Origin of the sequence: Streptomyces himastatinicus ATCC 53653, from assembly GCF_000158915.1 — a bacterium.
GTDB lineage: Bacteria > Actinomycetota > Actinomycetes > Streptomycetales > Streptomycetaceae > Streptomyces > Streptomyces himastatinicus.
In genome coordinates this window covers 5,367,126-5,390,618 of record NZ_GG657754.1, presented here as the reverse complement: position 1 = coordinate 5,390,618, position 23,493 = coordinate 5,367,126, and the positions used below count along the sequence as shown (strand labels likewise).

Annotated in this window: 26 protein-coding genes, 1 tRNA gene and 1 pseudogene; 19 read left to right on the top strand and 9 right to left on the bottom strand. The window is 70.5% G+C overall.

What is annotated here, in order from left to right; all coding sequences use genetic code 11:
- Positions 1-287, top strand: a pseudogene (locus SSOG_RS56210) (helix-turn-helix transcriptional regulator); the annotation flags it as partial.
- Positions 288-300: 13 nt separating this feature from the next.
- On the top strand, positions 301-1,194 hold the full coding sequence (locus SSOG_RS22805; protein ID WP_039938422.1) for a bifunctional DNA primase/polymerase: 894 nt from the start codon (positions 301-303) through the stop codon (positions 1,192-1,194).
- Positions 1,195-1,214: 20 nt separating this feature from the next.
- Here SSOG_RS22805 and SSOG_RS22800 read toward each other — a convergent pair whose 3' ends face one another.
- A complete protein-coding gene (locus tag SSOG_RS22800; RefSeq protein WP_039938420.1) occupies positions 1,215-1,778 on the bottom strand; it encodes a TetR family transcriptional regulator in 564 nt (187 codons plus the stop codon).
- Between the two features lie 131 nt (positions 1,779-1,909).
- On the opposite strand from SSOG_RS22800, the gene SSOG_RS22795 reads away from it, so the two are divergent.
- Positions 1,910-2,812, top strand: a complete 903-nt coding sequence (locus SSOG_RS22795) for an SDR family oxidoreductase (RefSeq protein WP_009716600.1) — start codon at positions 1,910-1,912, stop codon at positions 2,810-2,812.
- Between the two features lie 160 nt (positions 2,813-2,972).
- On the opposite strand, the gene SSOG_RS22790 is transcribed toward SSOG_RS22795, so the two are convergent.
- Positions 2,973-3,500: a hypothetical protein gene (locus SSOG_RS22790; protein ID WP_009716599.1), complete on the bottom strand. Its 528-nt coding sequence runs from the start codon at positions 3,498-3,500 to the stop codon at positions 2,973-2,975.
- 238 nt (positions 3,501-3,738) lie between these two features.
- On the opposite strand from SSOG_RS22790, the gene SSOG_RS22785 reads away from it, so the two are divergent.
- Complete coding sequence (locus tag SSOG_RS22785; RefSeq protein ID WP_009716598.1) at positions 3,739-4,050, top strand: hypothetical protein; 312 nt, start codon at positions 3,739-3,741, stop codon at positions 4,048-4,050.
- 214 nt (positions 4,051-4,264) lie between these two features.
- Positions 4,265-5,272 carry an SGNH/GDSL hydrolase family protein gene (locus SSOG_RS22780; RefSeq protein ID WP_009716597.1) on the top strand — a complete coding sequence of 336 codons (1,008 nt, stop codon included), beginning with the start codon at positions 4,265-4,267 and terminating at the stop codon, positions 5,270-5,272.
- A gap of 142 nt (positions 5,273-5,414) precedes the next feature.
- Here the strand turns inward: SSOG_RS22780 and SSOG_RS22775 are convergent, their stop codons facing one another.
- Positions 5,415-5,888 carry an ArsI/CadI family heavy metal resistance metalloenzyme gene (locus SSOG_RS22775; protein WP_009716596.1) on the bottom strand — a complete coding sequence of 158 codons (474 nt, stop codon included), beginning with the start codon at positions 5,886-5,888 and terminating at the stop codon, positions 5,415-5,417.
- A 78-nt stretch (positions 5,889-5,966) separates the two neighbouring features.
- On the opposite strand from SSOG_RS22775, the gene SSOG_RS22770 reads away from it, so the two are divergent.
- Genes SSOG_RS22770 through SSOG_RS22755 form a run of 4 tightly spaced genes read left to right on the top strand, consistent with a single transcriptional unit; the run spans position 5,967 to position 8,398 of the window.
- Positions 5,967-6,368 carry an ArsR/SmtB family transcription factor gene (locus SSOG_RS22770; protein WP_009716595.1) on the top strand — a complete coding sequence of 134 codons (402 nt, stop codon included), beginning with the start codon at positions 5,967-5,969 and terminating at the stop codon, positions 6,366-6,368.
- Positions 6,368-7,480, top strand: a complete 1,113-nt coding sequence (arsB, locus tag SSOG_RS22765; RefSeq protein ID WP_009716594.1) for an ACR3 family arsenite efflux transporter — start codon at positions 6,368-6,370, stop codon at positions 7,478-7,480. Before SSOG_RS22770 ends, arsB begins: the two co-directional genes overlap by 1 nt.
- Positions 7,473-7,892 carry an arsenate reductase ArsC gene (locus tag SSOG_RS22760; RefSeq protein ID WP_039938417.1) on the top strand — a complete coding sequence of 140 codons (420 nt, stop codon included), beginning with the start codon at positions 7,473-7,475 and terminating at the stop codon, positions 7,890-7,892. The genes arsB and SSOG_RS22760 overlap by 8 nt, the downstream gene beginning before the upstream one ends.
- Positions 7,889-8,398, top strand: a complete 510-nt coding sequence (locus SSOG_RS22755) for a GNAT family N-acetyltransferase (protein WP_009716593.1) — start codon at positions 7,889-7,891, stop codon at positions 8,396-8,398. Before SSOG_RS22760 ends, SSOG_RS22755 begins: the two co-directional genes overlap by 4 nt.
- Before the next feature lie 203 nt (positions 8,399-8,601).
- Here the strand turns inward: SSOG_RS22755 and SSOG_RS22750 are convergent, their stop codons facing one another.
- Together SSOG_RS22750 and SSOG_RS22745 are read right to left on the bottom strand one after the other, a co-directional pair.
- On the bottom strand, positions 8,602-9,069 hold the full coding sequence (locus SSOG_RS22750) for an NUDIX domain-containing protein (RefSeq protein ID WP_009716592.1): 468 nt from the start codon (positions 9,067-9,069) through the stop codon (positions 8,602-8,604).
- Between the two features lie 25 nt (positions 9,070-9,094).
- Positions 9,095-9,787 (bottom strand): HAD family hydrolase, encoded by a 693-nt coding sequence (locus SSOG_RS22745; RefSeq protein WP_009716591.1) that lies wholly within the window; start codon positions 9,785-9,787, stop codon positions 9,095-9,097.
- Positions 9,788-9,926: 139 nt separating this feature from the next.
- Between SSOG_RS22745 and SSOG_RS22740 the strand changes: the two genes are divergently transcribed.
- From SSOG_RS22740 to SSOG_RS22725, 5 genes are all read left to right on the top strand, one after another.
- Positions 9,927-11,003, top strand: coding sequence for a tyrosine-type recombinase/integrase (locus SSOG_RS22740; protein WP_110092152.1), 1,077 nt, complete (start codon positions 9,927-9,929; stop codon positions 11,001-11,003).
- A gap of 129 nt (positions 11,004-11,132) precedes the next feature.
- A complete protein-coding gene (locus SSOG_RS22735) occupies positions 11,133-11,381 on the top strand; it encodes a helix-turn-helix transcriptional regulator (protein WP_009716589.1) in 249 nt (82 codons plus the stop codon).
- Positions 11,378-11,905, top strand: a complete 528-nt coding sequence (locus SSOG_RS22730; protein ID WP_009716588.1) for a hypothetical protein — start codon at positions 11,378-11,380, stop codon at positions 11,903-11,905. The genes SSOG_RS22735 and SSOG_RS22730 overlap by 4 nt, the downstream gene beginning before the upstream one ends.
- 94 nt (positions 11,906-11,999) lie before the next feature.
- Positions 12,000-12,212, top strand: a complete 213-nt coding sequence (locus tag SSOG_RS48740; protein ID WP_106516438.1) for a hypothetical protein — start codon at positions 12,000-12,002, stop codon at positions 12,210-12,212.
- 252 nt (positions 12,213-12,464) lie between these two features.
- The gene (locus SSOG_RS22725; protein ID WP_245606349.1) at positions 12,465-12,830 is read left to right on the top strand and encodes a site-specific integrase; all 366 of its coding nucleotides are present in this window, start codon (positions 12,465-12,467) and stop codon (positions 12,828-12,830) included.
- A gap of 105 nt (positions 12,831-12,935) precedes the next feature.
- Here the strand turns inward: SSOG_RS22725 and SSOG_RS22720 are convergent, their stop codons facing one another.
- From SSOG_RS22720 to SSOG_RS22710, 3 genes are all read right to left on the bottom strand, one after another.
- Positions 12,936-13,688 carry a PDZ domain-containing protein gene (locus SSOG_RS22720; RefSeq protein WP_009716585.1) on the bottom strand — a complete coding sequence of 251 codons (753 nt, stop codon included), beginning with the start codon at positions 13,686-13,688 and terminating at the stop codon, positions 12,936-12,938.
- A gap of 248 nt (positions 13,689-13,936) precedes the next feature.
- Positions 13,937-14,023, bottom strand: a tRNA-Ser gene (locus SSOG_RS22715).
- A 39-nt stretch (positions 14,024-14,062) separates the two neighbouring features.
- Positions 14,063-15,655, bottom strand: a complete 1,593-nt coding sequence (locus SSOG_RS22710; protein ID WP_039938415.1) for a S1C family serine protease — start codon at positions 15,653-15,655, stop codon at positions 14,063-14,065.
- Between the two features lie 218 nt (positions 15,656-15,873).
- Between SSOG_RS22710 and SSOG_RS22705 the strand changes: the two genes are divergently transcribed.
- The 3 genes from SSOG_RS22705 to SSOG_RS22695 all read left to right on the top strand — a co-directional run bounded on the left by SSOG_RS22705 (position 15,874) and on the right by SSOG_RS22695 (position 18,647).
- On the top strand, positions 15,874-16,707 hold the full coding sequence (locus tag SSOG_RS22705; protein WP_245606348.1) for a glycerophosphodiester phosphodiesterase: 834 nt from the start codon (positions 15,874-15,876) through the stop codon (positions 16,705-16,707).
- A gap of 65 nt (positions 16,708-16,772) precedes the next feature.
- Positions 16,773-17,501, top strand: a complete 729-nt coding sequence (locus SSOG_RS22700; RefSeq protein ID WP_009716582.1) for an ATP-binding protein — start codon at positions 16,773-16,775, stop codon at positions 17,499-17,501.
- Between the two features lie 177 nt (positions 17,502-17,678).
- Entirely contained in the window at positions 17,679-18,647 is a 969-nt protein-coding gene (locus SSOG_RS22695; protein ID WP_009716581.1) for a DUF5926 family protein, read from the top strand.
- A 384-nt stretch (positions 18,648-19,031) separates the two neighbouring features.
- Here SSOG_RS22695 and SSOG_RS22690 read toward each other — a convergent pair whose 3' ends face one another.
- Positions 19,032-19,706, bottom strand: coding sequence for a bifunctional DNA primase/polymerase (locus tag SSOG_RS22690; protein WP_039938412.1), 675 nt, complete (start codon positions 19,704-19,706; stop codon positions 19,032-19,034).
- Between the two features lie 574 nt (positions 19,707-20,280).
- Between SSOG_RS22690 and SSOG_RS22685 the strand changes: the two genes are divergently transcribed.
- Together SSOG_RS22685 and SSOG_RS22680 are read left to right on the top strand one after the other, a co-directional pair.
- Entirely contained in the window at positions 20,281-21,849 is a 1,569-nt protein-coding gene (locus tag SSOG_RS22685) for a PP2C family protein-serine/threonine phosphatase (protein WP_078510370.1), read from the top strand.
- Between the two features lie 113 nt (positions 21,850-21,962).
- A complete protein-coding gene (locus SSOG_RS22680) occupies positions 21,963-23,471 on the top strand; it encodes an aminopeptidase P family protein (RefSeq protein ID WP_050799926.1) in 1,509 nt (502 codons plus the stop codon).
- The last annotated feature ends 22 nt before the right edge of the window (positions 23,472-23,493 follow it).

Below are 23,493 nucleotides of genomic sequence, written 5' to 3'. Positions count from 1 at the left end.
CGGTCCGCACGGTCATGCGTGACGTGGAGGCGCTGTCCGCGGCGGGCGTGCCCGTCTACACCGTGCGCGGTCCGCACGGCGGCATCGCCCTGCTGCCCGGCTTCCGTACGGATGTGACGGGGCTGACCGCCGACGAGGCCCGCGCCCTGTTCGTGCTGCTCTCCGACCGCGCCTACGCCGATCTGGGGCTCGGCAGTGCCATCGGCTCCGCGCTACGGAAGGTCATGGCCGCGCTGCCCGCCGCGTACCGGCCGGACGCGGACCTGGCCAGCCGCCGCACGCTTGTCCGAAAATGGGGACATGGCGAACACCGCACTCGCCCACGCTCTCGACGCCGCGGCCCATGGCTTCCGCGTCATCCCACTCACCCGCGCGAAGCTGCCCGCCGTGCGCTCCCCTCACCACCACGACCCCGTACCCCTGCCCTGCCGCGGCGCCTGCGGGCGGCTCGGCCACGGCGTCCACGACGCGTCCGCCGACCCGGAGGCGATCCGGGCACTGTTCGCCGCCGCTCCCTGGGCCACCGGCTACGGCATCGCCTGCGGCTGCGCCCCGCACCACCTCATCGGCGTCGACCTCGACCTCAAGCACGAACCGCGCGTCGACGGCGCCGCCGCGCTCGCACGGCTGGCCCGCCGGTACGCCTTCGCCGTCCCCCACACTGTCACCGTGCTCACCCCCGGCGGCGGGCGCCACCTGTGGCTGTGCGGGCCGCCCGGGCTCGGCGTCCCCAACTCCGCGGGCCGGATCGCCCCCGGCATCGACATCCGCGGTACGGGCGGCTACCTCGTCGGCCCCGGCTCGGCCACCTCACGCGGCCGCTACCGCCTGGCGCCCGGCTCCCCCGCCTGGCACCCCGCCCCCGTACCACCCGAGCTGCTCAGCCTGGTGCAGCCACCGGTGCGTACGCCGCCGGAGCGGGCGACGGCCCGCCCGAGTGCCGTCGGAGCTCCGGGGCGCGACGCCGCCCTCGTACGGTTCGTCCGCGAATCCCAGGAGGGTCGGCGCAACGACCGGCTGTTCTGGGCCGCCTGCCGGGCGTACGAGGCGGGCGCGGGCGACGAACTGGCCCCGGCCCTCATCGAGGCCGCGCTCCACACCGGCCTGACGCGGCGCGAAGCGGAGGCCACGGTCGCGTCCGCGGCCCGTAGCGCCACCGGCAGCACGGGCCGCACCCTTCCGCCGGTCGCATGACCAGCCGGGCAGGGCACCCCTCAGCCTGCGGTCGCGGCCTTGAGATGGTCGAGGGAGTCCTGGATGACGTCGGCCAGCGTCCGCCCGCCCGGCTCGCCGATCCAGCGCTCGTACGCGACCTTGAAGATCGCGAGCCCGGCCTCGGCGCACAGACTCGCCGTCGGCTCCGTGACACCACGTCGCCGTAGCGCGTCGGCCACCGCGGAAGCGAGCGAGGCGAGCTTCAGCAACTCGCGTTCCTGAAGAGCGGCGTTCGCGGCGATCACGGTCTGGCGTCGTTGGGATCGTTCGCGGCGCTCCTCCAGCGGGGCGGAGACGGCTCGCAGGGCCTCGGCCACCGCGTCGAGGGGAGCCACGGCTTCGGGCGCGCCGACGATGGCGTTCACGCAGATTTCGAGCATCTCGGCCTGGCCCGAGAAGAGCACTTCGCGCTTGTCGGCGAAGTGGCGGAAGAACGTCCGTTCCGTGAGGCCCGCCCGGTTGGTGATCTCCGCAACCGTCGCCTGCTCGAACCCTCTCTCGACGTAGAGCTCCAATGCCGCCCGTTCAAGTCGCTCACGCGCGCCCGGCTCCCATCGACCCATGACCGCGATCCTACGTGATGACAGTGACTGACATCGCAGTGCTACGCTGTCGATGACAGCGACTGACATCGCCTTGTCCCTGGACGGAAGCTACGCGTGCCAGGGCGGGCCTCCCCCTGGAGATCTCACTGATGCGTTTATTCGTCACCGGCGCCTCCGGCTTCATCGGCTCTGCCGTCGTTCCCGAACTCCTCCGCGCGGGCCACCAGGTCATCGGACTCGCCCGCTCGAACGCCTCGGCCGAGGCCATCGCCGCAGCCGGCGCCGAGGTGCACCGCGGCGCCCTCGACGATCCCGACAGCCTGCACGCGGGCGCCGCCGCGGCCGACGGAGTCGTACACCTCGCCTTCATCCACGACTTCTCGGACTACGAGGGCGCCGTCAAGGCCGATCTGCGCGCCATCGAGACCTTCGGCGCCGCGCTGGAGGGGACCGATCGCCCCCTCGTCATCGCCTCCGGCCTGCTCGGAATCGCCCCGGGACGGATCGCGACCGAGCGGGACCGGCCCGACCTCTCGACCGCGGGCCCCCGGGAGGCCAGCGCACAAGCGGCACTGGGCCTCGCCGAACGCGGCGTCCGCTCGTCCATCGTGCGTCTCGCCGCCTCCGTCCACGACGAGGGCGACCATGGCTTCGTCCCGAGGCTGATCGACATCGCCCGCGAGAAGGGCGTCTCCGGCTACATCGGCGACGGCTCCAACCGCTGGCCCGCGGTCCACCGCCTCGATGCCGCGCGGCTGCTCCGGCTGGCCGTGGAGACGGCCCCGGCGGGATCGGTGCTGCACGGCACCGCCGAAGAGGGCGTACCGCTGCGCACCATCGCGGAGGTGATCGGCCGTCACCTCGACCTGCCGGTGGTCTCCATACCCGCCGAGGAGGCGCACGCGCACTTCGGCTGGCTGAGCCGCTTCCTCGCCGCCGACGTCGCGGCCTCCAACGCCCTGACCCGCGACCTGCTGGACTGGCACCCGACCGGCCCCGGCCTCATCGACGACCTCGACCAGGGCCACTACTTCGGCACCCGGGGCGCCTGACACCGACGCCTCCGCCGCCGAGCGGGTGGGGCTTCCGGACTTCTGCCGCCGTCCGGACTTCTGCCGCCGTCCGGACTTCGACCTTCCGGACGTCGGCCGTCCGGACTTCGGGCCCCACCCGCTTGGTGCGTACGAAGCACCGCCCTCGCCCGAGACCCGGCTAGGCCGTCGGGTCCAGGGCGGGCGGAGAGTTGAGCACCTGCCGGACCGCGGCCAGGAACTGCCTGTTCTCCTCGACCTGCGCGCTGACCTCGCCCTCCCCGGGCAGCGTCTCGACGGCTTGCACGAGGTCGTCCAGAGACATCGACTCATCCACGGCACGCTGACGCTGGCTGGCATACCGCGCGTGCTCGACGCCCGCGGACGTCGTCAGCCGCGCGGCGCACTCGCCCACTGACACCGGCCCCACGACCGAGATACGGGCCGCTTGCTCTCCCAGAGCACGCACCTGGTCGCCGATGGCGTCGACTTCGGCGGCGGACAGGACGCACTGGACGAGGTCGGCGCGCCGGGCGGACCGGGAACGATCCACCCGTGCCCGCCGCGCTTCGCAGGCTTGACGGCTGGACGTGGCCGTCCGCGCGAAGCTGTCGAACGCGGCCATGAACCCTTCGTACGCCGCGAGCCGTTGTTGCCGAAGCCAGTGCCCGTGTTCGGCTTCAGCCTGGCCCCGTACCTGTTGCTGCATGGCGCGCGCGGTCCGTTCCGCTCCTACGCGAGCACCCCACGCTGCCGCAAAGCCCCCTACCGCCGCGCCGATCAATCCGAATGCCCCTACCGCCATGGCCGCTATGCCCTGATCCACAGGACGATTGTGGCCCGGAAGCCGCCTTCGACCCCTGACAGCGCTCACGCGAGCCGTGAGTGCCCGTCAAGTAGCAGTCGCTAGCAATGGGTCAGGAGGCGGTCGGCGTCTCCTCCGGATCGTGTCTGAGCAGGAGGCAACGATGCGTCGTATCGGACTTGTGGCGGCGTCGGCGATGGGTGCAGTGGCCCTCGCCCTGTCGTCAGCAGGGTCGGCCGCGGCCGCCGAGGGCACCTTGACCGTCGGCCTGATCCCGCACACCAACCCGAGTGGCTGTTACACGACGAACATCTGGCCCATGTTGGTGGTGAACAACACCAACCAGGCCGCCACCGTCTTCGGTCTTCCCAACTGTCAGGGACGTCAGATCGATCAGGTCGGGCCGAACCAGTCCCGCATGTTCGAGTTCGGCGCCAGCGTCTCCATCCCCTGACGTCAACAGCGGACATGCAGAAGGGGTGCCCCCGTACCAGGGGCACCCCTTCTGACCTCCTGACGGACAGCGCCAACGGGATACCCCACCCGGCCTCGCACATCAGAAGGTGGCGGCCGCGGTCACCGGCTCTAGGGCGACGCGAGCCGCGGCGGATTCAATGCGCCGCGTCACCAGCCCATGCCCCTGTCGGGCACCTCGGAAAGAGGCCCCTATGCGAAGGTCCGTTGTTGTCTCCGCGCTCGTAGCGCTGGGAACGTGTCTGTCCACCGCGGCCCCGGCCGTCGGCGCCCCCTCCTCCGCCGCACCTTCGGCGGCGGCCGTCCGCACCGTGTTCATCGGCGACTCCTACACCGCCAACTTCGGCATCAGCCCCGTTGGCACCGCCCCCGCCCTGTGCTTCCGGGCCGATGACAACTACCCCAGGGTGGCTGTGGACGAACTGGCCGAGGAGGGCGTCGCCCTCGACGTCCAGGCGGATGTGTCCTGTGGCAGCGCGCAGATCCACCACGTATGGGAGCCGCAGGAACTCCTGCAAGGCGCCGCCGAACCGCAGAAGGACGCCCTTCGCCCGGACACCCAGCTCGTGGTGGGCAGCCTCGGCGGCAACACGGTCGGCTTCGCCCGCATCATGAAGCAGTGCTCCGAGCGGCTGCGGGGCAGCGAGGGGGCGCTGCTGCCCGCCGACCCGGTGGACGAGGACTCACCTGCCTCCGAATGCCGTGACTTCCTCCGGGACGGAGCCGGGGCCGACTGGCTCGACGAACGGTTCCGGACGGTGAGGGAGGATCTGCGCCGGATGTTCAACGAGATCCACCAGGCGTCCCCGGGCGCGGACACCGTGCTGGTGGGCTACCCCAGGATCGTGCCCGAGGACACCTCTGCGTGCCTCGAACCCGTCCCGGGCGGCACCGAGAAGCCACTCGCCGACATCGACGAGGACGCCCTGAAGTTCCTGGACAAGGAGGTCCAGGAACCCCTCAACGACCTGATGCGGCGCGAGGCACAGGCCGTGGGTGCCTCCTTCGTCGACGTCTATCACCAATCCGGCGCCCACACCGCGTGCAGCGGCGAGCAGCGGGGCGTCGGCGCGATGCTGGAGCCGTCCGAGGTGCGCTTCCTCGGCCTGCGACTGCCGTGGTTCGTCCACCCGAACCGCACCGGCCGCGACGTGCAGGCCGGGCTGGTCGCGGAGACGATCAAGGAGATCGCGACCGCCTGACCCGTTTTCGACCGCCCGTCACGGCAGGGCGACGTCATAGCCGCCTGCGGTCTCGATCAGCCACAGCAGCGTCCTGTGACCACCGTACGGGTGGCCGGCGTTCGGGCGCGCGGCCCGCGCAAGCCGACGGCCTCGCTGCGGCTCAGGAGCCGCACGCGCAGCCTGCTGCGGCTACGGTGCCCTCCGAAGCGGGTTGGTCCGTGCAGCACGTGTCGCCGGCATCGGTGGCCGCGCTCTTGCCCATCTGGTCGCCGTCGCCCTTGACGACGTAGACCTCCCAGGGTTCCTTACCGGGGCCGTGGACCCAGACCTTGTCCTGGAGGGCGTAGCAGCAGGACGTGTCGTTCTCCTCGAACGTGGCGAGTCCGGCGCCCTTGAGGCGGTCGGTGGCGGCGTCGACCTGGTCGGTGGAATCGACCTCGACGCCGAGATGATCCAGACGGGTTTCCTGGTCTGCTTCGCCTTCGATCAGGACGAGCTTCAGCGGCGGCTCGGTGATCGCGAAGTTGGCGTAGCCGGGGCGGCGCTTGGCCGGCTCGACGCCGAAGAGCTTGGAGTAGAACGCCACTGAGGCGTCGAGGTCGGGCACGTTCAAGGCAAGCTGCGCGCGGGGCATGGCGGCCTCCCGTCGGGCTGTATCGATCTCCTTCAATGTAAGCTTGCGCCTTGGATCGAAGAACGTCAACATAGAAGAATGTCGAAACAAGAGCTTGCGGTGCTCGGTCAGGACGACGTCGACGGCTGCTGCCCCGGCCTGCTGACCGCCCCGCTCGACGAGGCGCAGTCCGTCGAGCTGGCGAAGGTGTTCAAGGCGCTGGGCGACCCGATCCGGCTGCGGCTGCTGTCGATGATCGCCTCGCGGGCCGGGGGCGAGGTCTGCGTCTGCGACCTCACCCCCGCCTTCGACCTCTCCCAGCCGACGATCTCCCATCACCTGAAGCTGCTGCGGCAGGCCGGGCTGATCGACTGCGAGCGCCGGGGCACGTGGGTCTACTACTGGCTGCTGCCGGAGATGACCGACCGGCTCGCCGGAATCCTCACCCGTCCCGCCGGGCAGCCGCTGCCCGAGCCCGCCGGGACGGCGGACGGCGCCTGATGACCACTGAGGCCACGACCGCGCCGGTTGCCGCGCGTCTGTCGTTCGTGGACCGGTTCCTCGCGGTGTGGATCCTGCTTGCGATGGCCGCCGGACTCGGCCTGGGACGGCTCGTTCCGGGTCTGGGCGACGCCATGGCGAAGGTGACCGTCACCGGCGTCTCCCTGCCGATCGCGCTTGGCCTGCTGGTGATGATGTATCCGGTGCTGGCCAAGGTCCGCTACGACCGCCTCGACACGGTCACCCGGGACCGGCGCCTGCTGATCCCCTCGCTCGTCCTCAACTGGGTCCTCGGCCCGGCGCTCATGTTCGCCCTCGCCTGGCTCCTCCTGCCGGACCTGCCGGAGTACCGGACGGGCCTGATCATCGTCGGCCTGGCCCGCTGCATCGCCATGGTCATCATCTGGAACGACCTGGCCTGCGGCGACCGGGAAGCCGCCGCCGTCCTCGTCGCCCTCAACTCCGTGTTCCAGGTGATCGCCTTCTCCGCGCTCGGCTGGTTCTACCTCACCGTGCTGCCCGGCTGGCTCGGCCTGGAACAGACCGGCCTCGCCATCAGCGTGTGGGAGATCGCCCGCAGCGTCCTGATCTTCCTCGGCATCCCGCTGGTGGCCGGGTTCCTCACCCGGCGCCTCGGCGAGAAGGCCAAGGGTCAGGCCTGGTACGAGACGACGCTCATCCCGCGCATCGGGCCATTCGCCCTGTACGGGCTGCTGTTCACGATCGTCGTCCTGTTCGCCCTGCAAGGCGACGCGATCACCTCGCGGCCGATCGACGTGGCCCGGATCTCGGTACCGCTGCTGGTCTACTTCGCCGTCATGTGGGCCGGGTCCATGGCGCTGGGCAAGGCCGCGGGCCTGGACTACCCCCGCGCCACCACGCTGGCGTTCACCGCCGCGGGCAACAACTTCGAACTCGCCATCGCCGTCGCCATCGCGACCTTCGGCGCCTCCTCCGGCCAGGCCCTCGCCGGAGTCGTCGGCCCGCTCATCGAAGTCCCCGTCCTGATCGGCCTCGTCTACGTGGCCCTGGCCGCCCGCCGCTACTTCCCCCCGTCATCCGCCGTAGCCGCCGAACGCACGCCCGCCCAGGAAGGCCCCGCCCGTGTCTGACTCCCCGCGGCCGTCCGTGCTGTTCGTCTGCGTCCACAACGCGGGCCGCTCCCAGATGGCCGCCGCCTTCCTCACCCACCTCGCGGGCGACCGCGTCGAAGTCCGCTCCGCCGGTTCGGCCCCCGCCGAACACGTCAACCCCGCCGTGGTGGAAGCGATGGCGGAAGTCGGCATCGACATCGCCGCAGAGATCCCCAAGGTGCTGACCACGGAAGCGGTGCAGGCGTCGGACGTCGTCATCACCATGGGCTGCGGCGACGCCTGCCCGTACTTCCCCGGCAAGACGTACCGGGACTGGAAGCTCAACGACCCGGCCGGGCAAGGTGTTGCCGCGGTACGTCCGATCCGCGACGAGATCCGGAGCCGCGTTCAGAGCCTCGTCGGCGAACTCACCGATGGAGGCCGCGGGTGACCCTCCGCACCGACACAATCCGCATCACCGGTCTGACGGCCGAGCACGCCGATGAGGTCCTAGCGATCTACCAGCTCGGCATCGACGAGGGCAACGCCACCTTCGAGACTGCCGCGCCCCGTTGGGAAGCGTTCGATGCGACCAAGCTCCCAGGCCACCGACACATCGCGCTGGACCACGACGGGCGCGTGCTCGGCTGGGTCGCCGCCACGAAGGTGTCCGACCGCTGTGCGTATGCAGGCGTTGTCGAACACTCCGTCTACGTTCACCCCGCCGCGCGCAATCGAGGGGTCGGGCTTGCGCTTCTGAACGCGTTGATCGCCTCCACGGAAGCGGCAGGCATCTGGACCATCCAATCCGGCATCTTCCCCGAGAACGCCACCAGCCTCGGCCTGCACCAGCGCGCGGGCTTCCGCGTCATCGGCACCCGCGAACGCATCGGCCGCCACCACGACGTATGGCGCGACGTCGTCCTCATCGAGCGACGGAGTCCGCGAATTACCTGAGGCCGTCGCGGAGAAGGCGTACTCGGCCAGGTCTGCTGGCATATCACTCTGGAGGCGGCCGACGAATAGGCCAGCCGGGCCGGGTAGCGCACCAGGGCGCCACTTCACCCATGACGGGTGGGGTGGCGCCTGCTCGTTTCCAGGGTACGGCCCATTTCGTCGCCGCCGCGAAATCCTGGCAGCACCGCTGATGGCCTGCCGTTTCAGTTACTGCCGGAGGCGAGCTTGCGACCGTGGAAGAGGGCGAGGGTGTCCGCTAGCTGCGAATGCTGTGGTTGAGGTAGTTGGCCCGGGGTGAACCAGTCGAGCGCGTTGAACTTGTGGGGCTCGCCGATGGCGACCTGGGCGGGGTCTACTTCGACAGCGAAGACCACCGCGACCCAGTGGGAGACAGGGGTGCCGCGCAGGATGTTGCGAACACCGATGGTCTCGATGGCGAGGGCGTTCGCCGCGTACTCCTCACGGACCTCGCGCATGACGGCTTCCTCGAACGACTCGCCATGTTCAAGGGCACCGGCTCCGGTATCCCACGTGCCCGGCTCGTCTCGCGCCCCTGCACTGCGACGAGCCAGCAGGATACGTCCCGCATTGTCGTGGCAGACGAAGACGCAGGAGACGGTGGGTACCGTCAGCGCCCGGTCGCGGGGACGTTCAGGAGGTGTGCTGTTCATGTGGCTAGCTCTCCTTGCCGGTCCCTCAGAAGTGGTCCAGCAGCTCACGGAAGGTCCGCAGCCGCAGTACCCGGTCGTCGTCAGGGTCGAGTTCGCTGTGCTCCAGGACCCAGGTGTGGTCATTGGGTATGAAGACGGCGTTCATCCCCGCCGCTCGCGCTGGAAGGATGTCCGACTTCGGCGAGTTGCCGATCATCCAGCTGGTGGCGGGGTCGAGTGCGTGTGCGTTGATGAACCGGTGATAGGTCTCGTCGTTCTTCTCGGGGACGATGCCGACTGCCTTGAACTGGTGCGCGAGTTGGGAGGCGTCAATCTTGCGCTGTTGCTCGGCCTGGTCGCCTTTCGTGAGCAACAGGAGCTCGTGACGATCGCTGAGCGCCGCGAGCGTGTCTGCGACTCCTGGGATCAGCTCCACCTGGTAATCGATCAGCGCAGCAGCCAGTTCACGGATCTCGTCGAGTTCTTGAGCCGTGGCCGGTCGGCTACGCAGTCGCTCGACGCAGTCGGCGAGGCTGCGCAGGAGCATCTGGGTGCCGTAGCCGTGCGTGACGGCATTCGCCGACTGGATGTCGTCGAGGATGACGCGCAGTTGCCGCTTGTCGAGGGTGGGATGCTCCAGCCAGGCAAGGAAGTCCTCGATGACGCGCTCGAACAACACGTTGTTCTCCCACAGCGTGTCGTCTGCGTCGAAGACGAGCACCTGACCGTTGCGCCTCACCTGGAACCTCCGGACCCCTTGTGCGGACAGTCTGGGACTGTAGCTACGGCGGGTTTGGATCCGCCAGCGACTTTCAAGTGGAGGCAGGCGGCTCATCAGACGCCGGGGCCACACCGGGATCGCCGAGGCGCTGACCAACATGATGCCTGTGCTGGTCTCCGGGCCGAAGAAGGGTTCGCCGGATCCCGAGGTCCTGCGCCTGGCGCTGCGCGTGTGGGCCTTCCAGTGCGTCCGCGACGACGAGGGCGAGTTCGCGGCCCGGAAGGACGTGGAGGACCCGCCGGAGGAGGTCGCGGTCGCGCTGGCGTGGGTGGCGAAGCACTCCATCAAGGTCGTGGACATGGACGACTCGGATCGGATCCGCCGGGCTCTTCGTGCCCTCTCCACCAAGCTGGACGGCACGGCATCGGCGGACAACACGTTCCGGCGCATGCGCACCGTCCTGAGTAACGCCCTGCGCTACGCGGTCGAACGGGGCCTGCTCACCGTCAACCCGCTGAGCCGGATCGACTGGGACCCTCCGGAGACGGACGACGAGGTGGACTTCCGCTACGTTCCCGGCCCGGAGCTGATGCGGGAGCTGCTGGAGGCCGTGAGGGCCCAGGGGCCGCGCGGGGAGCACCTTCACGCGTTCTTCGGGTGCCTGTACTACGCGGGGATGCGTCCCTCCGAGGCGGCCGCGCTGACGAAGCGGGACTGCAAGCTGCCGGAGTCAGGTTGGGGCGAACTGATCCTCGCGGGGAGCCGACCGGAAGTCGGGGCCGGGTGGTCGGACGACGGCAAGTCGTACGAAGTGCGCGGGCTGAAGCGACAGGCCCGGAAGACGACCCGGCCGGTACCCATCCCGCCCGTGCTCGTGAAGCTGCTGCGTCGGCACCTGGACGCGTACGGGACCGCCCCGGATGGACGGCTCTTCCGTGCCGTGCGGGGTGGTCGAGTGCGCTCGACGGAGTACACGGAGGTCTGGCACGAGGCCCGGCGCGAGGCTCTTCCCGCCGCCGAGGTCCATACGCCGCTCGCCGAGGTGCCGTACGCGGCGCGGCACGCGGGCATCTCGCTGTGGATCAAGGCGGGCGTGGATCCGGTGGAGGTCGCCCGGCGGGCCGAGCACAGCATCGCCGTCCTCTGGAAGTTCTACGCGAAGCAGCTGCGGGGCCAGCAGCACCGGGCGAACCAACTGATCGATGACGCGCTCAACCTTCGACAACAGATGTGATGGAGCGCTCCGGTCGGCCCCTGAGCGCTTAGTTGGCCTGGCTGAGCGCAGAGGTGACCCGACGGCGCCCCCCTCAGGGAGCGCCGTCGATGGTTGCAGCTCTCAGACGAAATGTAGTACTCCTTATACATGAGTGAGCAGGTGCACAACCGACTGGCCATGGTGCGCGCTGAACGGAAGGTGTCGCGGCAGCGCCTGGCCGAGGTGGTGGGGGCGCATTACCAGACCATCGGCTACATCGAGCGAGGACAGTACAACCCGAGCCTCGACCTGGCGCTGAAGATCGCGAAGTTCTTCGAGCTGCCAGTTGAGGCGCTGTTCTCGCTCGAACCGTTCCGGCCACTCACGGATGAGATCTACGGGAGGAAAAGGTCATGACGACGGCACTGACGCGCTACGACCGCAGCATGCTGCGGCTGATGAACGACCGCAGGGGACGGCCGCTGTACGCCACAGCCGCGCGTCGGCGCCTGGCCGTCTCCGCGCATCTGATGCTGACCGCGGCCATCGGCGGACTCATGGCCTACTTCTACCTCGCGGAGGGGGAACCGATCTGGGCCCTCATCGTCATGGCGGTACTGCTGCTGCCATGGATGGTCGCGACCGGAGTGATCAATGCCGCTACCCGTGGTCTGCTCGAACTGCGCGAACGAGCGCTGGACGAGCGGCAATCAGCGGAACGCCTTCGGGTGCAGGCCCGCGCCCACCGGGCTATGACCCTGCTCCTTGCCGCAACCGCCGCTGGCCTGTTGATCACGGGTGCGGCGGCTGACGAGGCTCCCACGGCGTATGCGGCACCGGCGCTCATCGCGGTCCTTGCAGTGCACTGGCTAATGCCCTTGTGGGTGGCCGGCCTGATGGCTCAGGACGAGCCAGCCGAAGACGACGGCCTCGCGGCCTGAGTACTTACTGTCCACACTCACGCCAACGCAGTGAACGTATTGTGTCGGCCTTCACATGCGTACCCGGGGCAGCCGCGTGGGCAGGCATTGCCCCATGTCGACGTACGTGCCCTCTCCTGACGAAGTCGCCGCCGCACAGACGCCGAAGGGCGGCTGGACGAAGAAGCAACTCGCCGAGTGGGGCGTGCCGTGGCCACCGCCGCAGGGTTGGCGCAAACACCTTGATGCGAAGTGGCGAGGCGAAGAGGTGCCGCCGCTGGAGATTCCAGAGACGCCGGAGACGCCTGGCCAGGACACCTTGTTCTGAGGCAGCGCCAGGCCTGCGCGCCTTCTTCGGGTGCCTGTACTACGCGGCCATGCGCCCCGCCGAGATCACCTACTTGCGAGAGTCAGCCTGCAAGCTCCCCGAGGAAGGCTGGGGCGAACTGGTGCTGTCCGGCAGCACTCCCCGGGTCGGCTCGTCCTGGACGGACAGCGGAGAGTCCTTCGACACCAGGGGCCTTAAACGGCGCGCCCGAAAGGCCACCCGCACCGTGCCCATACTCCTGTGCTGGTGCGCATGCTGAGGGACCACATCGAGACGTACGGCACGGCGGAGGACGGTCGGCTGTTCCGGGCTCACCGTGGCGGTCACGTGCTGTCCAAGGAGTACGGCGAGATCTGGCAGGCTGCCCGCTTCAGCGTGATGTCCCCGAAAGAGTTCAAGACCCCCTTGGCCGAGAAGGCGTACTCGGCCAGGTCCGCTGGCGTCTCGCTCTGGCTCGAATCGGGTGTGCCTCCCACCGAGGTCGCCCGGCGGGCCGGACACAGCATCGCCGTCCTGTTCCGGTTCTACGCGAAGGTGATCCAGCGCAATCAGCAACGCTCGAACGAGCAGATCCAGCAAGCGCTGGAGGCAGCGGAGGAGGACGCCGAAGAGAGGTAGGGCTCGGGAGGAAGCAAGCGTCTACGAAGCGAGTGTGGCCCGTTCCTTCGGGGAGCGGGCCACACTTTGTCACTCTGACGCAACGCCTTGCTGTGACCTTGGAATTTACGGTTCCGGATCCAAGGGGATCTGGAGGGTTACGAGCGCGCCGCCCCGCTTGACGGTCACGGTGTAGGTGACGCCTGATCGCTTGCCGCTCAGGACCGCGTCGAGGTCGTTGACAGTGGGGGTGGGTGTTCCGGCGACATCGGTGATGAGATCACCGGGCAGCAGTCCGGCGGCTTCGGCGTTGGTGCCCGGGTCGACGGCAAGTACGCGTACGCCACCGCCCGCAGGACTGGTGTTCCGCAGTCTGCCCGCAATGATGCCTTGGATGCCGGGGGTGATGTGCACGGTGAGCGGCTGTGTCGTTCCCTCCAGAGTGAAGGTGCCGCTGAAGTTTCCTCCGGCCAGCGGAGCGTCGGCATCGGCAACCACGTGGACGGTGAGCGGCCGGATGAAGTCCCAACTGCTCGCCGTGAGCTGACCCGTGGCCGACTTGCCATCGGCCGCGATGCTCACTGGACACGCCTGCCCGCTGCACGACAGGTCCACGGCGGTGATGCGGGTATAGGGCGGCGCCTGGATGCTGACATCGCTGGGTCCCCTGTGCCGTTGCCCATCCGGAGGGTAGACGACGGTCCCGGCAGGCCCGCCAGCGTCCAGGTTTGGGATGCTCTGCTGCGGGGGCAGGGACCAAACCTGCCTTGGCGCGGATACCGCAGCCGATGCGGAAGCGGGCACAACTGCTCCGGCCGTGAGCATCGCAGCGCCCAGAGCCAGAACGCTCCATACCCGGGCGAACTTGCGGATCGTCATGAGCCCTCCGTGATCGGTGACGGCAGAACGATCCCAGTCGCGCCTCAAGCGCGGGCAGAAAGCTACTCGACCTATCCGATACAGCCGTAGACCGCTTCAGCAGCAGAGAGCCCGAAAACTGGTCCACGCCTGGTCCACAAACGCTGGTCAACGGCGGGATTCCGGCGGCACAGGGTGAGACAGCGGACACGCAGAAGGGGGCCCCGTACCAGGGGCCCCCTTCTGACCAGCTACTTCGCTGACCTCGGCGGAGGCTGAGGGATTTGAACCCTCGGTGACATCGCTGCCACGACGGTTTTCAAGACCGTTCCCTTAGGCCGCTCGGGCAAGCCTCCCCGCGCCACCTTTGGTGGCGCGGGGATCAGCCTAGCGTGTCAGCTGTCTCCCTTGCGCTGCCCCAGGGTCACGTCGACCGTTGAGGTCTTGCCGTCGCGCTTGTAGGTGAGGGTGACCTTGTCGCCCGGCTTGTGGGTCCAGATCTCGCTGATCAGGGTCGGGCCGCTGTCGATGGCGGTGTCGTCGAGCTTGGTGATCACGTCGCCGGACTTGAGGCCCGCCTTGGCGGCCGGGCCGCCGGGGACGACGGCGGGGCTGCCGCCGGCGCCGTTGGCGGCGATGGTGGCGCCCGCGCTGCTGTCCTTCATGCTGACCGTGGCCTCGATCACCGGGTAGACCGGCTGGCCGGTCTTGATCAGCTGCTGGGCGACGTTCTTCGCCGTGTTGATCGGGATGGCGAAGCCGAGGCCGATGCTGCCGGACTGCTGGGACTCGCCGAGGCCGCTGCCGCTGCCCGCGGACTGGATGGCCGAGTTGATGCCGATGACGCCGCCGTCCGCGTTGAGCAGCGGGCCGCCGGAGTTGCCGGGGTTGATGGAGGCGTCGGTCTGGAGGGCGCTCATGTAGGAGGCGTTGCCACCGCCGCCGTCGCTGGAGGCGACCGGCCGGTTCTTGGCGCTCACGATGCCGGTGGTGACGGTGCCGGAGAGGCCGAAGGGGGCGCCGATGGCGACCGTGGCGTCGCCGACGACGGTCTTGTCGGAGTTGCCGAGCGGCAGCGGGTCGAGCTTGGCGCCGGAGGCGTTCTTCAGCTTGATGACGGCCACGTCGTAGCCCTGGGCCTTGCCGACGACCTCGGCGGTGTACCGCTTGCCGTTGGAGAAGGTGGCGGTGAGCTTGCCGTTGTCGGCGGCGGAGGCGACGACGTGGTTGTTGGTGAGGATGTGGCCCTGCTTGTCGTAGACGAAGCCGGTACCGGTGCCGCCCTCACCGTTGTTGCCCTGCGCCTCGATGGTGACGACGCTGGGGAGCGTCTTGCCCGCGATGTTGGACACGGAACCGGGGGCGCGGCTTTCGGCCTTCGGGTTGCCGACGGCGGAGACGGTGGTGGTGTCGCCGCTGTCGTTCTCCCGGTCGGCGGCCCAGAAGCCGACGCCGCCGCCGATGCCGCCCGCGACCAGCACGGCGGCCAGGACGGCGGCCACGAGTCCGCGGGGCTTGCGCTCCGGCGTACCGGGAGGCGGCGGCGGTACGGGAGCGGTGCCCCACGGGCCGCCGCCCGGGCCGCCGGCGCCGGGGCCGACCGGTCCGCCGGGCTGTCCGCCGTCGGCGGGCCACTGCCCGGTACCGGAGCCGGGGGCGCCGTAGCCGGGGGTGCCGCCGGGGTCGCCCGCACCGGTCGACGCGAACGCCGCCGGGGGCTGGGCGGGGGCCGGGGGCTGGGCCGGAGGGGCGGGGGACGGCGCCGGGTCGTCCGCCTTCGCCATCTGGACCGGCGCCGTCTGGTCCGGGGCGGAGCCTATCGGCACTTCCGGCGCCTCCGGCCGCGCGTTCGGCGCGTCCGGCTTCTCGCCCGCGGTGGGCTCGAAGTCCGGCGCGGGGGGCACCGCGGGGTTCGGGTGCGGCGCCGGAGGGGCCGGTTGCGGCCCGGCCGCAGGCGGTACGGCAGCGCCCTCGTTCTCGGTGCTCACAGCTGTCTCCTCAGGTGCACGACAGTTTTTCCATGACGGCCCACGCGTACGTATTACCGTTGTCAGCTTTTCCCACAGCGCGTCAGACCGCCGTAAGGAGCGGCGGCCGTGTGGACTACCACCCTTTATCCCGGACAATTCGCCCTACCGCCATTCCGGGCAACGGCCGGAAGCGGAACCTTCCACCGATGGACACCGGGCGGTGGCACCATAACGCGGTGACCTATGCGCGTTCTGACCGGGACATCCGCCCGGGTCCGCACACCGTGTCCGTCGTCGCCCACCGCGGCGCCTCCGAGGACGCACCGGAGCACACCCTGGCCGCGTACCGGAGGGCGATCGAGGACGGCGCCGACGCCCTCGAATGCGATGTCCGGCTGACCGCCGACGGTCACCTCGTCTGCGTCCACGACCGCCGCATCGACCGCACGTCCAACGGCCGCGGCGCCGTCTCCGGGCTGGAGCTGGCCGATCTCGCGGCGCTCGACTTCGGCTCCTGGAAGGGGCAGGCCACCGACAAGGAGGCACCGGACCGGAAGAGCCGTGACAGTACGTCCGTCCTCACCCTCGAACGGCTGCTGGGGCTGATCGCCGACGCCGGACGCCGCGTCGAACTGGCTGTCGAGACCAAGCACCCCACCCGCTGGGCGGGCCAGGTCGAGGACCGGCTGATCCAGCTGCTGCGCCGGTACGGACTCGACGCGCCGCCGCCCGGCGCGCCGCCGCCCGTGCGCGTGATGAGTTTCTCGGCGCGCTCGCTGCACCGGGTGCGGATCGCGGCGCCCGCCGTTCCCACCGTCTATCTGATGCAGTTCGTCCTGCCGCGCCACCGGGACGGGCAGCTCCCGCCGGGCGTACGGATCGCGGGGCCCAGCATCCGGATCGTGCGCAACCACCCGACGTACGTGGCACGGCTCCAGCGCGCGGGGCACCGAGTGCACGTGTGGACCGTCGACGAACCGGCCGATGTCGAGCTGTGCGTGCGGTTGGGCGTCGACGCACTGATCACGAATCGCCCCAAACAGGTACTGTCCCAACTCGGGCGCTCATAGTGGGCATTACAAGGCGTGCACCGGCGCGTTCGTTACGTATTCGATCGTGACGAGTGCGTCACACGATGCCACTTGGCCGGTTTCCGCTCCAGCCCATCGGGGCATCCATCCCCTGGCGTGGGGCTAAGGAGGTCTCGGGGGTGGCGTTGGTGGTGGCACAGAAGGTGCCGACGTCGTCGACCATGGCCGTACCCCATGGTCCTGTGGGCGTCCGCGCGGCAAGACAGTGGATGCGCGGCGATTTGGGCAGGACTGGGGTATCGGATTCGGTCATAGACGACGCAGTGTTGATCCTTTCGGAACTACTCAGCAATGCGTGGCGGCATGGCAGCCCATGGCGCTCCGGCCCTGGCGGCGGGACGGTTCTCGCGGCGTGGAGCGTCGATGAAGACGATCGGGTGACGGTCGAAGTCACCGATGGCGGTGGACCCACAAGGCCACTTCCGGCCAAACCTTCCGTGACGGCCCGCGGTGGCCGCGGACTGAACATCATCAGGTCCCTGGCGGACGACTGGGGCGTACGGGACGGCAGGGGCGAGGTCACCGTCTGGGCCCTCCTCCCGGCCGACACCGGATTCTCCGGCCGGGTCATGCTGCCGACCGGCCTCGGCGCGGAGCTGCGCGCTGAGCTGGAGCCCGGTCTCCGTACGAACGGCGGCGCGAAGAGCGGTACGAACGGCGGCGCGGGCGCCGGTGCGGGTCTCGTGGCGAATATCGACACGAACATCGACACGAACATCGATCCCGATTTCGACCGCGAGCTGGGCTTCGCCGATCTGGACGAGCTGGCGTGACCGACGCGGCGCATCTGGCCGACGAGCTTCGGCCGAAGGGCTAGGCTCCCGCCCGTACGTAGCCGTACGACGACGTACGTGCCGATACGAGCCCGTAGCGATACGAGCGAACGCTCGAGCCGCATCCGAGCCGTACGCACAAGCCCTGAGCCGCCACGATCGGGAGACAGCCACACCATGGCCAAGAAGCGCCGCCCCCAGACGAAGGCCGCAGGACCACGGGGCGCCACGGGCGACATCCCCGTGGTCGGTGCGCGCGAGCCCTGCCCGTGCGGTTCGGGCCGCCGCTACAAGGCCTGCCACGGCCGGGAGGCCGCCCACGCGGTCACCGAGCTGGTGCAGCGTCCCTTCGAGGGCCTCCCCAATGAATGCGACTGGGTGGCGCTGCGCGAGCTGGTGCCCGCCGCGACCGTCCGGCTGACCCTCGCCGAGGGGCTGCCCGAGGGTGTGCCGTCGGTCACCCTCGCGACCGTGCTGCCGATGGCCTGGCCCGCGCTGCGCCGGGACAGCGGCGCCGTGCTGCTCGGTCTCCAGAACGACACGGCCTCCGGCGACCTCAGCCGCGATCTGGCCGACACGCTGCGGCGCGCGCTGATCGCCGAGCCCGGCACGCCGGTGTCGGCCCAGCGGGCACCCGGCGACGGTCCGCGGCTCCAGGATCTGCTCGACCCGAACGGCGCTTTCACGCCGACCCTGCACGAGGGGTTCGAGTTCTGGCTGGAGGACGCCGCGAACGCGACCGGGGAGGTCGCCGCGTCCCTGGAACGGGCCAACGCCGCCGCGATCCCGACCGCCCGGCTCACCGGTGTGGACGCCGCCTACTGGTGCGAGACGCCGGAGAAGAACCACCTGCGCTGGGTGATGCCCCACCCGGAGGAGAAGCTGCTCGACGCGCTCGCGCGGCTGCACGCTGCGGGGGTGTCCGCACTGGGCGAAGGCACCCGTCTGGTGGGCTCTTTCCGGGCCCACGGGCTCACCGTGCCGGTGTGGGACCTGCCCCGCGGCATGGGCGCAGAGGAGACCGAGAAGCCGGCCGCCGAGCTGGCGGAGCGGCTGGGCGAGGCCCTCGCCTCGGACGAGCCGCTCACCGCCGAACAGCGCCGCGCCCGGGGCGGTCTCACCAACCGTCAGGTGACGCTCAGCTGAGCATCCCGGCGGGTCGACCGAGCGATCGGGAGGCGTGACGCTGCTCACAACTCGCGGTTACGCCCTGGAAATACGCGTCCGGAAATCCGCGATCGAATTTGCTTAGGGCCGATCTCTTGTTACGGTTCTAAAAGCCCGGTCGCTGGTGCATCCCCCGTCGCCAGCGACCGGGCGCTTCCATGTCCGGTACCGGAACGTACGTGCCCGGTTCGGACCAACGGGCCGCGGCGGCGCGGGAGTTGCCCCCGCCGCGGACAGGGCCTCGGACCGGCACCGGGCCGGTCAGCACCGGGCCACCGAAGATCACCCGAACGCACGACACGCGGCGAGGCCGTGGGCCGCGCCGCGTGTGCAGATGCATCGGATGGTGCGAGGGACGTCCGGTCAGTACGCGAGCCGGCTGCCCCCGTCGGGCGCGCTGCTGCTCGCCTCGACGAGCGCGTCCACCACGGTGGACACCTCCGGCAGCCAGGGCCGCCCGCGGCGGCGCTGCGGCGCGCGCTCCCAGCGCACCCGGCCCAGCCCGGTCTGCGACGGCGGCAGCACCAGATAGCCGCCCTCCCCGTGGAACCGCAGCGAGCTGGGCACCCAGTCCTGGCGGTTGAGGAGGTCCCCCAGCTCTTCGAGGGAGTACGGGGCCACCAGCAGCGACCAGCGGGTGGGCGTGGCGACCACCGGGCCGAGCCGGACGCCCGCCCGGTCGAAGGCGGCCAGCGCCCGTGCCCCGGCGACCGCGGGCAGGCTGAGCGCGCACGGGGCCGTGCCGCCGGTGGCGAGGAGGAGCGGCGCACCGGGGCGGTTGGTCCACCACCAGCGCACCATGCGCGGATCCGTGGTGGCCGCGAGGAGAACGGGGTCGAAGGGGTGGCCGCCCGGCACCGCGCAGTCCGGGTCGGGACAGCCGCACACCCGCATGCGTCCGCCCCCTGATTGGAGGCCGATGCCCGGCAGGACGGGCCACTGCCACTCGGTGGCGCAGGTGAGGGCCGCGCGGAGCTGCGGCGAGCGTGCGCCGCGCCGCAGCGAGAACTTGCGTCGCCTTCCGAGGATCTCGCGCATGAGCGCTCGTTCCTTTCCGTTAACGCCGAGGGCTGTATCCGTTCGCACTACATGGCACTTCACATGGCACTACGTGGCGCTGCCGGGCGTCGTTCGGCCGCTCACAGCACGTGGATCACAAGTCACTGCGCGTACAAGGCAGCGCATCACGCCGCGGGCCGAGCGTGGAACGTGGCGAGGGGTGGCGCGCGCATGGCGCTTGCCGTCCTGGGTGGTGCGTTTCCTCGCCATTCGGGGAGGGGCGCGGCCGTTGTGGTCTATGACGCCTGGACCGGCCACGGGGTTCCGGGGCGGTCCGATCTGCCCCAGGCCCTCTCCGAATGTGTACCCGCCGCGATGGAGACGACGCGCTGTCGAATGACGTCAGTCGACCTCAAATTGACAGCGTAACGACTTTTTTTCAGCCAAGTTCAATTCCCCACAGACACTAACAAGACCACCGGGACAATGCTGGACATCGCCTCTCCCGTGCGTGTACATCTGGAGACAGTAGCGGCACAGTAGCGGCGCAGCATGACAGGGGGTTTGCGATGCTATTGAGCAAGCTGGGCGCGACGGGTGAAGGCAGCGGTCCATGAACTCGCCCCATCCGCCGAAAGTGGCTGGAATCGATTCTTCCCTACCCGCACCCACGCAAACTGCCGATCCCATCGGACAGCCCCTCGCCGCGCCCGAACCCGGTGTTCAGGACCGGCTCGCCGGGTGGGTGTCGGATCTCACGACGCTGCACGAACTCACCGAGCGGCTGGTCCACACCAGCACCCTCGACGAGGCGCTGAGGGAGCTGCTGCGCGCGGGCGCCGCGCTCGTGGGCGCGCAGCGCGGGCTGGTCGCGCTCGAACCGGCGGACGGGCAGGGCCCGGTGACCACCGTCGGCCTCGGCCTCGGCCGCGCCGACCTCGGCCAGATCGAGACGATCCCGGGCACCTCCGCGCCCGGCGGCCATCTCCTCGACGGGCTGCCCGAGCCGGGCGGCAAGCGGCGCGCCGATGTCACCCACCCCGACATCGCGGGCGAGACCGGTCTCCACCCACGCCACCGCGAGGTCGCCGCCCGCCTCGGCTTCGCCGCCAGCTACGCGGTCCCGCTGGACCCGTTCCCCGGCTCCGGCCCGGCCCCCGGGCTCACCGCCGTCCCCGCGCCCGCCACCGAGGACGCGTCCCCGGCCGCGGGCGACCGTACGGCGCCGGGCGCGGGCCGGGGCGCCGCGCAGGTCCCCGCCCCGGCCGACGCACCCGGTATGGCGGGCGTGCCCGCAGGGCGTCTCGGCGCGGTCGCCTGGCTCTACGACGAACCGGCCGAGCCCGAGGAGCACCAGCGTCACCTGGTCGCCCTGTACTGCCGTTATGCCGCCGCCCACATCACCCGGCTGATCGAGCTGGCCCGCGCCCGCGCGACCGTGGCGACCGTCCGGGAGGAGCTGCTGCCCACCCGGCTGCCGCGGCTTCCCGGGGTGCGCCTGGCCGTCCGCCACCGCCCCGGCCCGCGGGGCGGCGGGGACTGGTACGACGCGCTGCCGCTGCCGGACGGCGCCCTCGGCCTCTCGGTCGGCGCGGTCACCGGTTCCGGGCCCGGCACCATCGTCGCGATGGGACGGCTGCGGGCCTCGCTGCGCGCGTACGCCGTGATGGAGGGCGAGGATCCGGTCGCCGTGCTCTCCGATCTGGAGCTGCTGCTGCGGCTCACCGAGCCCGCCCGCTCCGCGACCGCCCTGTTCGCCTACTGCGAGCCCGGGGCACGCCGGGTGCTGCTGGCCGGGGCGGGGCACTGCCCGCCGCTGATCACCGGGGAGCGGCGCACGGAGTTCGTGGAGACCACGCTGTCCGCGCCGCTGGGCATGCTCTCCTGCTGGGAGGCGCCGAGCGTGGAGATCGAGCCCGCCTGCGGAGAAACGCTTTTGTTCTACAGCGACGGGCTGCTCCACCGCACCGGTGAGCCGATGGACCGGGCCTTCGCCCGGCTGCACGCGGCCGCGGCGGGCGCCCCCAGGGCGGTGCGCGCGGATCCGGACGCCTTCGCGGACCATGTGCTGCTGGCGATGTTCCCCGGCGACAGCGGCGGGGCCGGCGAGACCCGCGAGGCGGGGATGAGCGGGGAGGACGGCGGGGAGGACATCGTGCTGCTCGTCGCCCACTTCGACTGAGCGGTCGCCCCCTTCGACTGAGCGGCGGCCGTCGAGCGGCCATCGAGCGGCCGATCGGGTGCTGATCAGGGGCGCCTAAAACGTCTCCCGGGGGCCGTACCCCCGGATCTACCATGGGAGAGGTCCAGTTCGAGGAGGATGACGTGACCGAGGAGCCCACTCCTGACGCCCTGGAGACCCCGGAGGCCGAAGGGCAGCCCATCAAGCAGCGGAAGAACGGCCTCTACCCGGGCGTGTCCGACGAGCTTGCCGAGAACATGAAGTCCGGCTGGGCGGACACCGAGCTGCACGACCTGAGCCCCATCGAACAGGCCCCGAACACCGCCCGCCGCCGTGCCGCACTCTCCGCGCGCTTCCCCGGCGAGCGCCTGGTCGTCCCCGCGGGCAACCTCCGCACCCGCTCCAACGACACGGAGTACAGCTTCCGCGCCGCCACCGAGTACGCGTACCTCACCGGCGACCAGACCGAGAACGGCGTCCTGGTGCTGGAGCCGGACGCGGGCGGCGGCCACAAGGCGACGGTGTACCTCCTGCCGCGCTCCAACCGGGAGAACGGCGAGTTCTGGCTGGACGGCCAGGGCGAGCTGTGGGTCGGGCGGCGGCACAGCCTCGGCGAGGCCGAGCGGCTGCTGGGCCTGCCCGCCGAGGACGTGCGCGAGCTGGCCGACCGGCTCGGCGCCGCGACCGGCCCGGTGCGCGTCGTACGCGGCCATGACGCGGGCATCGAGGCGGCGCTGACCGACAAGGTCACCGCCGAGCGCGACGAGGAGCTGCGGGTCTTCCTCAGCGAGCAGCGCCTGGTCAAGGACGACTTCGAGATCGCCCAGCTCCAGGCGGCCGTCGACTCGACCGTGCGGGGCTTCGAGGACGTCGTGAAGGTCCTCGACAAGGCGGAGGCGACCTCCGAGCGCTACATCGAGGGGACCTTCTTCCTGCGCGCCCGCGTCGAGGGGAACGACGTCGGCTACGGCTCGATCTGCGCCGCCGGTCCGCACGCCACCACCCTCCACTGGGTGCGCAACGACGGCCCGGTCCGCTCCGGCGATCTGCTCCTCCTCGACGCCGGGGTCGAGACCACCACCCTCTACACCGCGGACGTCACCCGCACCCTGCCGGTCAGCGGCAGCTACACCCCGCTCCAGCGGAAGATCTACGACGCGGTGTACGAGGCGCAGGAGGCGGGCATCGCGGCGGTCAAGCCAGGCGCGAAGTACCGCGACTTCCACGACGCCGCCCAGCGCGTCCTGGCCACCAAGCTCGTCGAATGGGGCCTGGTCGAGGGCCCGGTCGAGCGCGTTCTGGAGCTGGGGCTCCAGCGCCGCTGGACGCTGCACGGCACCGGCCACATGCTCGGCCTGGACGTGCACGACTGCGCCGTGGCCCGCACCGAGACGTATGTGGCGGGCACGCTGGAGCCCGGCATGTGCCTCACCGTCGAGCCCGGCCTGTACTTCCAGCCGGACGACCTGACCGTGCCCGAGGAGTACCGGGGCATCGGCGTCCGGATCGAGGACGACATCCTGGTGACGGAGGACGGCAACCGCATGCTGTCGGCGGGGCTGCCGCGGACCTCGGATGACGTCGAGGCGTGGATGGCCCGGATCGCCGCGCAGCGGAGCTGAGGCGAGACGGGCCCTCGCGGGG

Bases quoted from the DNA above. Each gene is read 5' to 3' on its own strand.
- SSOG_RS22740 (WP_110092152.1), top strand. From the start codon at position 9,927: ATGATGCCTGTGCTGGTCTCCGGGCCGAAGAAGGGTTCGCCGGATCCC.
- SSOG_RS22805 (WP_039938422.1), top strand. From the start codon at position 301: ATGGCGAACACCGCACTCGCCCACGCTCTCGACGCCGCGGCCCATGGC.
- SSOG_RS22775 (WP_009716596.1), bottom strand. From the start codon at position 5,888: ATGCCCCGCGCGCAGCTTGCCTTGAACGTGCCCGACCTCGACGCCTCA.
- SSOG_RS22690 (WP_039938412.1), bottom strand. From the start codon at position 19,706: ATGCGCGAGATCCTCGGAAGGCGACGCAAGTTCTCGCTGCGGCGCGGC.
- SSOG_RS22720 (WP_009716585.1), bottom strand. From the start codon at position 13,688: ATGACGATCCGCAAGTTCGCCCGGGTATGGAGCGTTCTGGCTCTGGGC.
- SSOG_RS22795 (WP_009716600.1), top strand. From the start codon at position 1,910: ATGCGTTTATTCGTCACCGGCGCCTCCGGCTTCATCGGCTCTGCCGTC.
- SSOG_RS22725 (WP_245606349.1), top strand. From the start codon at position 12,465: ATGCTGAGGGACCACATCGAGACGTACGGCACGGCGGAGGACGGTCGG.
- SSOG_RS22780 (WP_009716597.1), top strand. From the start codon at position 4,265: ATGCGAAGGTCCGTTGTTGTCTCCGCGCTCGTAGCGCTGGGAACGTGT.
- SSOG_RS22750 (WP_009716592.1), bottom strand. From the start codon at position 9,069: ATGAACAGCACACCTCCTGAACGTCCCCGCGACCGGGCGCTGACGGTA.
- SSOG_RS22700 (WP_009716582.1), top strand. From the start codon at position 16,773: ATGCCACTTGGCCGGTTTCCGCTCCAGCCCATCGGGGCATCCATCCCC.
- SSOG_RS22680 (WP_050799926.1), top strand. From the start codon at position 21,963: ATGGGAGAGGTCCAGTTCGAGGAGGATGACGTGACCGAGGAGCCCACT.
- SSOG_RS22695 (WP_009716581.1), top strand. From the start codon at position 17,679: ATGGCCAAGAAGCGCCGCCCCCAGACGAAGGCCGCAGGACCACGGGGC.
- SSOG_RS22730 (WP_009716588.1), top strand. From the start codon at position 11,378: ATGACGACGGCACTGACGCGCTACGACCGCAGCATGCTGCGGCTGATG.
- SSOG_RS22800 (WP_039938420.1), bottom strand. From the start codon at position 1,778: ATGGGTCGATGGGAGCCGGGCGCGCGTGAGCGACTTGAACGGGCGGCA.
- arsB (WP_009716594.1), top strand. From the start codon at position 6,368: ATGACCACTGAGGCCACGACCGCGCCGGTTGCCGCGCGTCTGTCGTTC.
- SSOG_RS22770 (WP_009716595.1), top strand. From the start codon at position 5,967: ATGTCGAAACAAGAGCTTGCGGTGCTCGGTCAGGACGACGTCGACGGC.
- SSOG_RS48740 (WP_106516438.1), top strand. From the start codon at position 12,000: ATGTCGACGTACGTGCCCTCTCCTGACGAAGTCGCCGCCGCACAGACG.
- SSOG_RS22685 (WP_078510370.1), top strand. From the start codon at position 20,281: ATGAACTCGCCCCATCCGCCGAAAGTGGCTGGAATCGATTCTTCCCTA.
- SSOG_RS22790 (WP_009716599.1), bottom strand. From the start codon at position 3,500: ATGCAGCAACAGGTACGGGGCCAGGCTGAAGCCGAACACGGGCACTGG.
- SSOG_RS22735 (WP_009716589.1), top strand. From the start codon at position 11,133: ATGAGTGAGCAGGTGCACAACCGACTGGCCATGGTGCGCGCTGAACGG.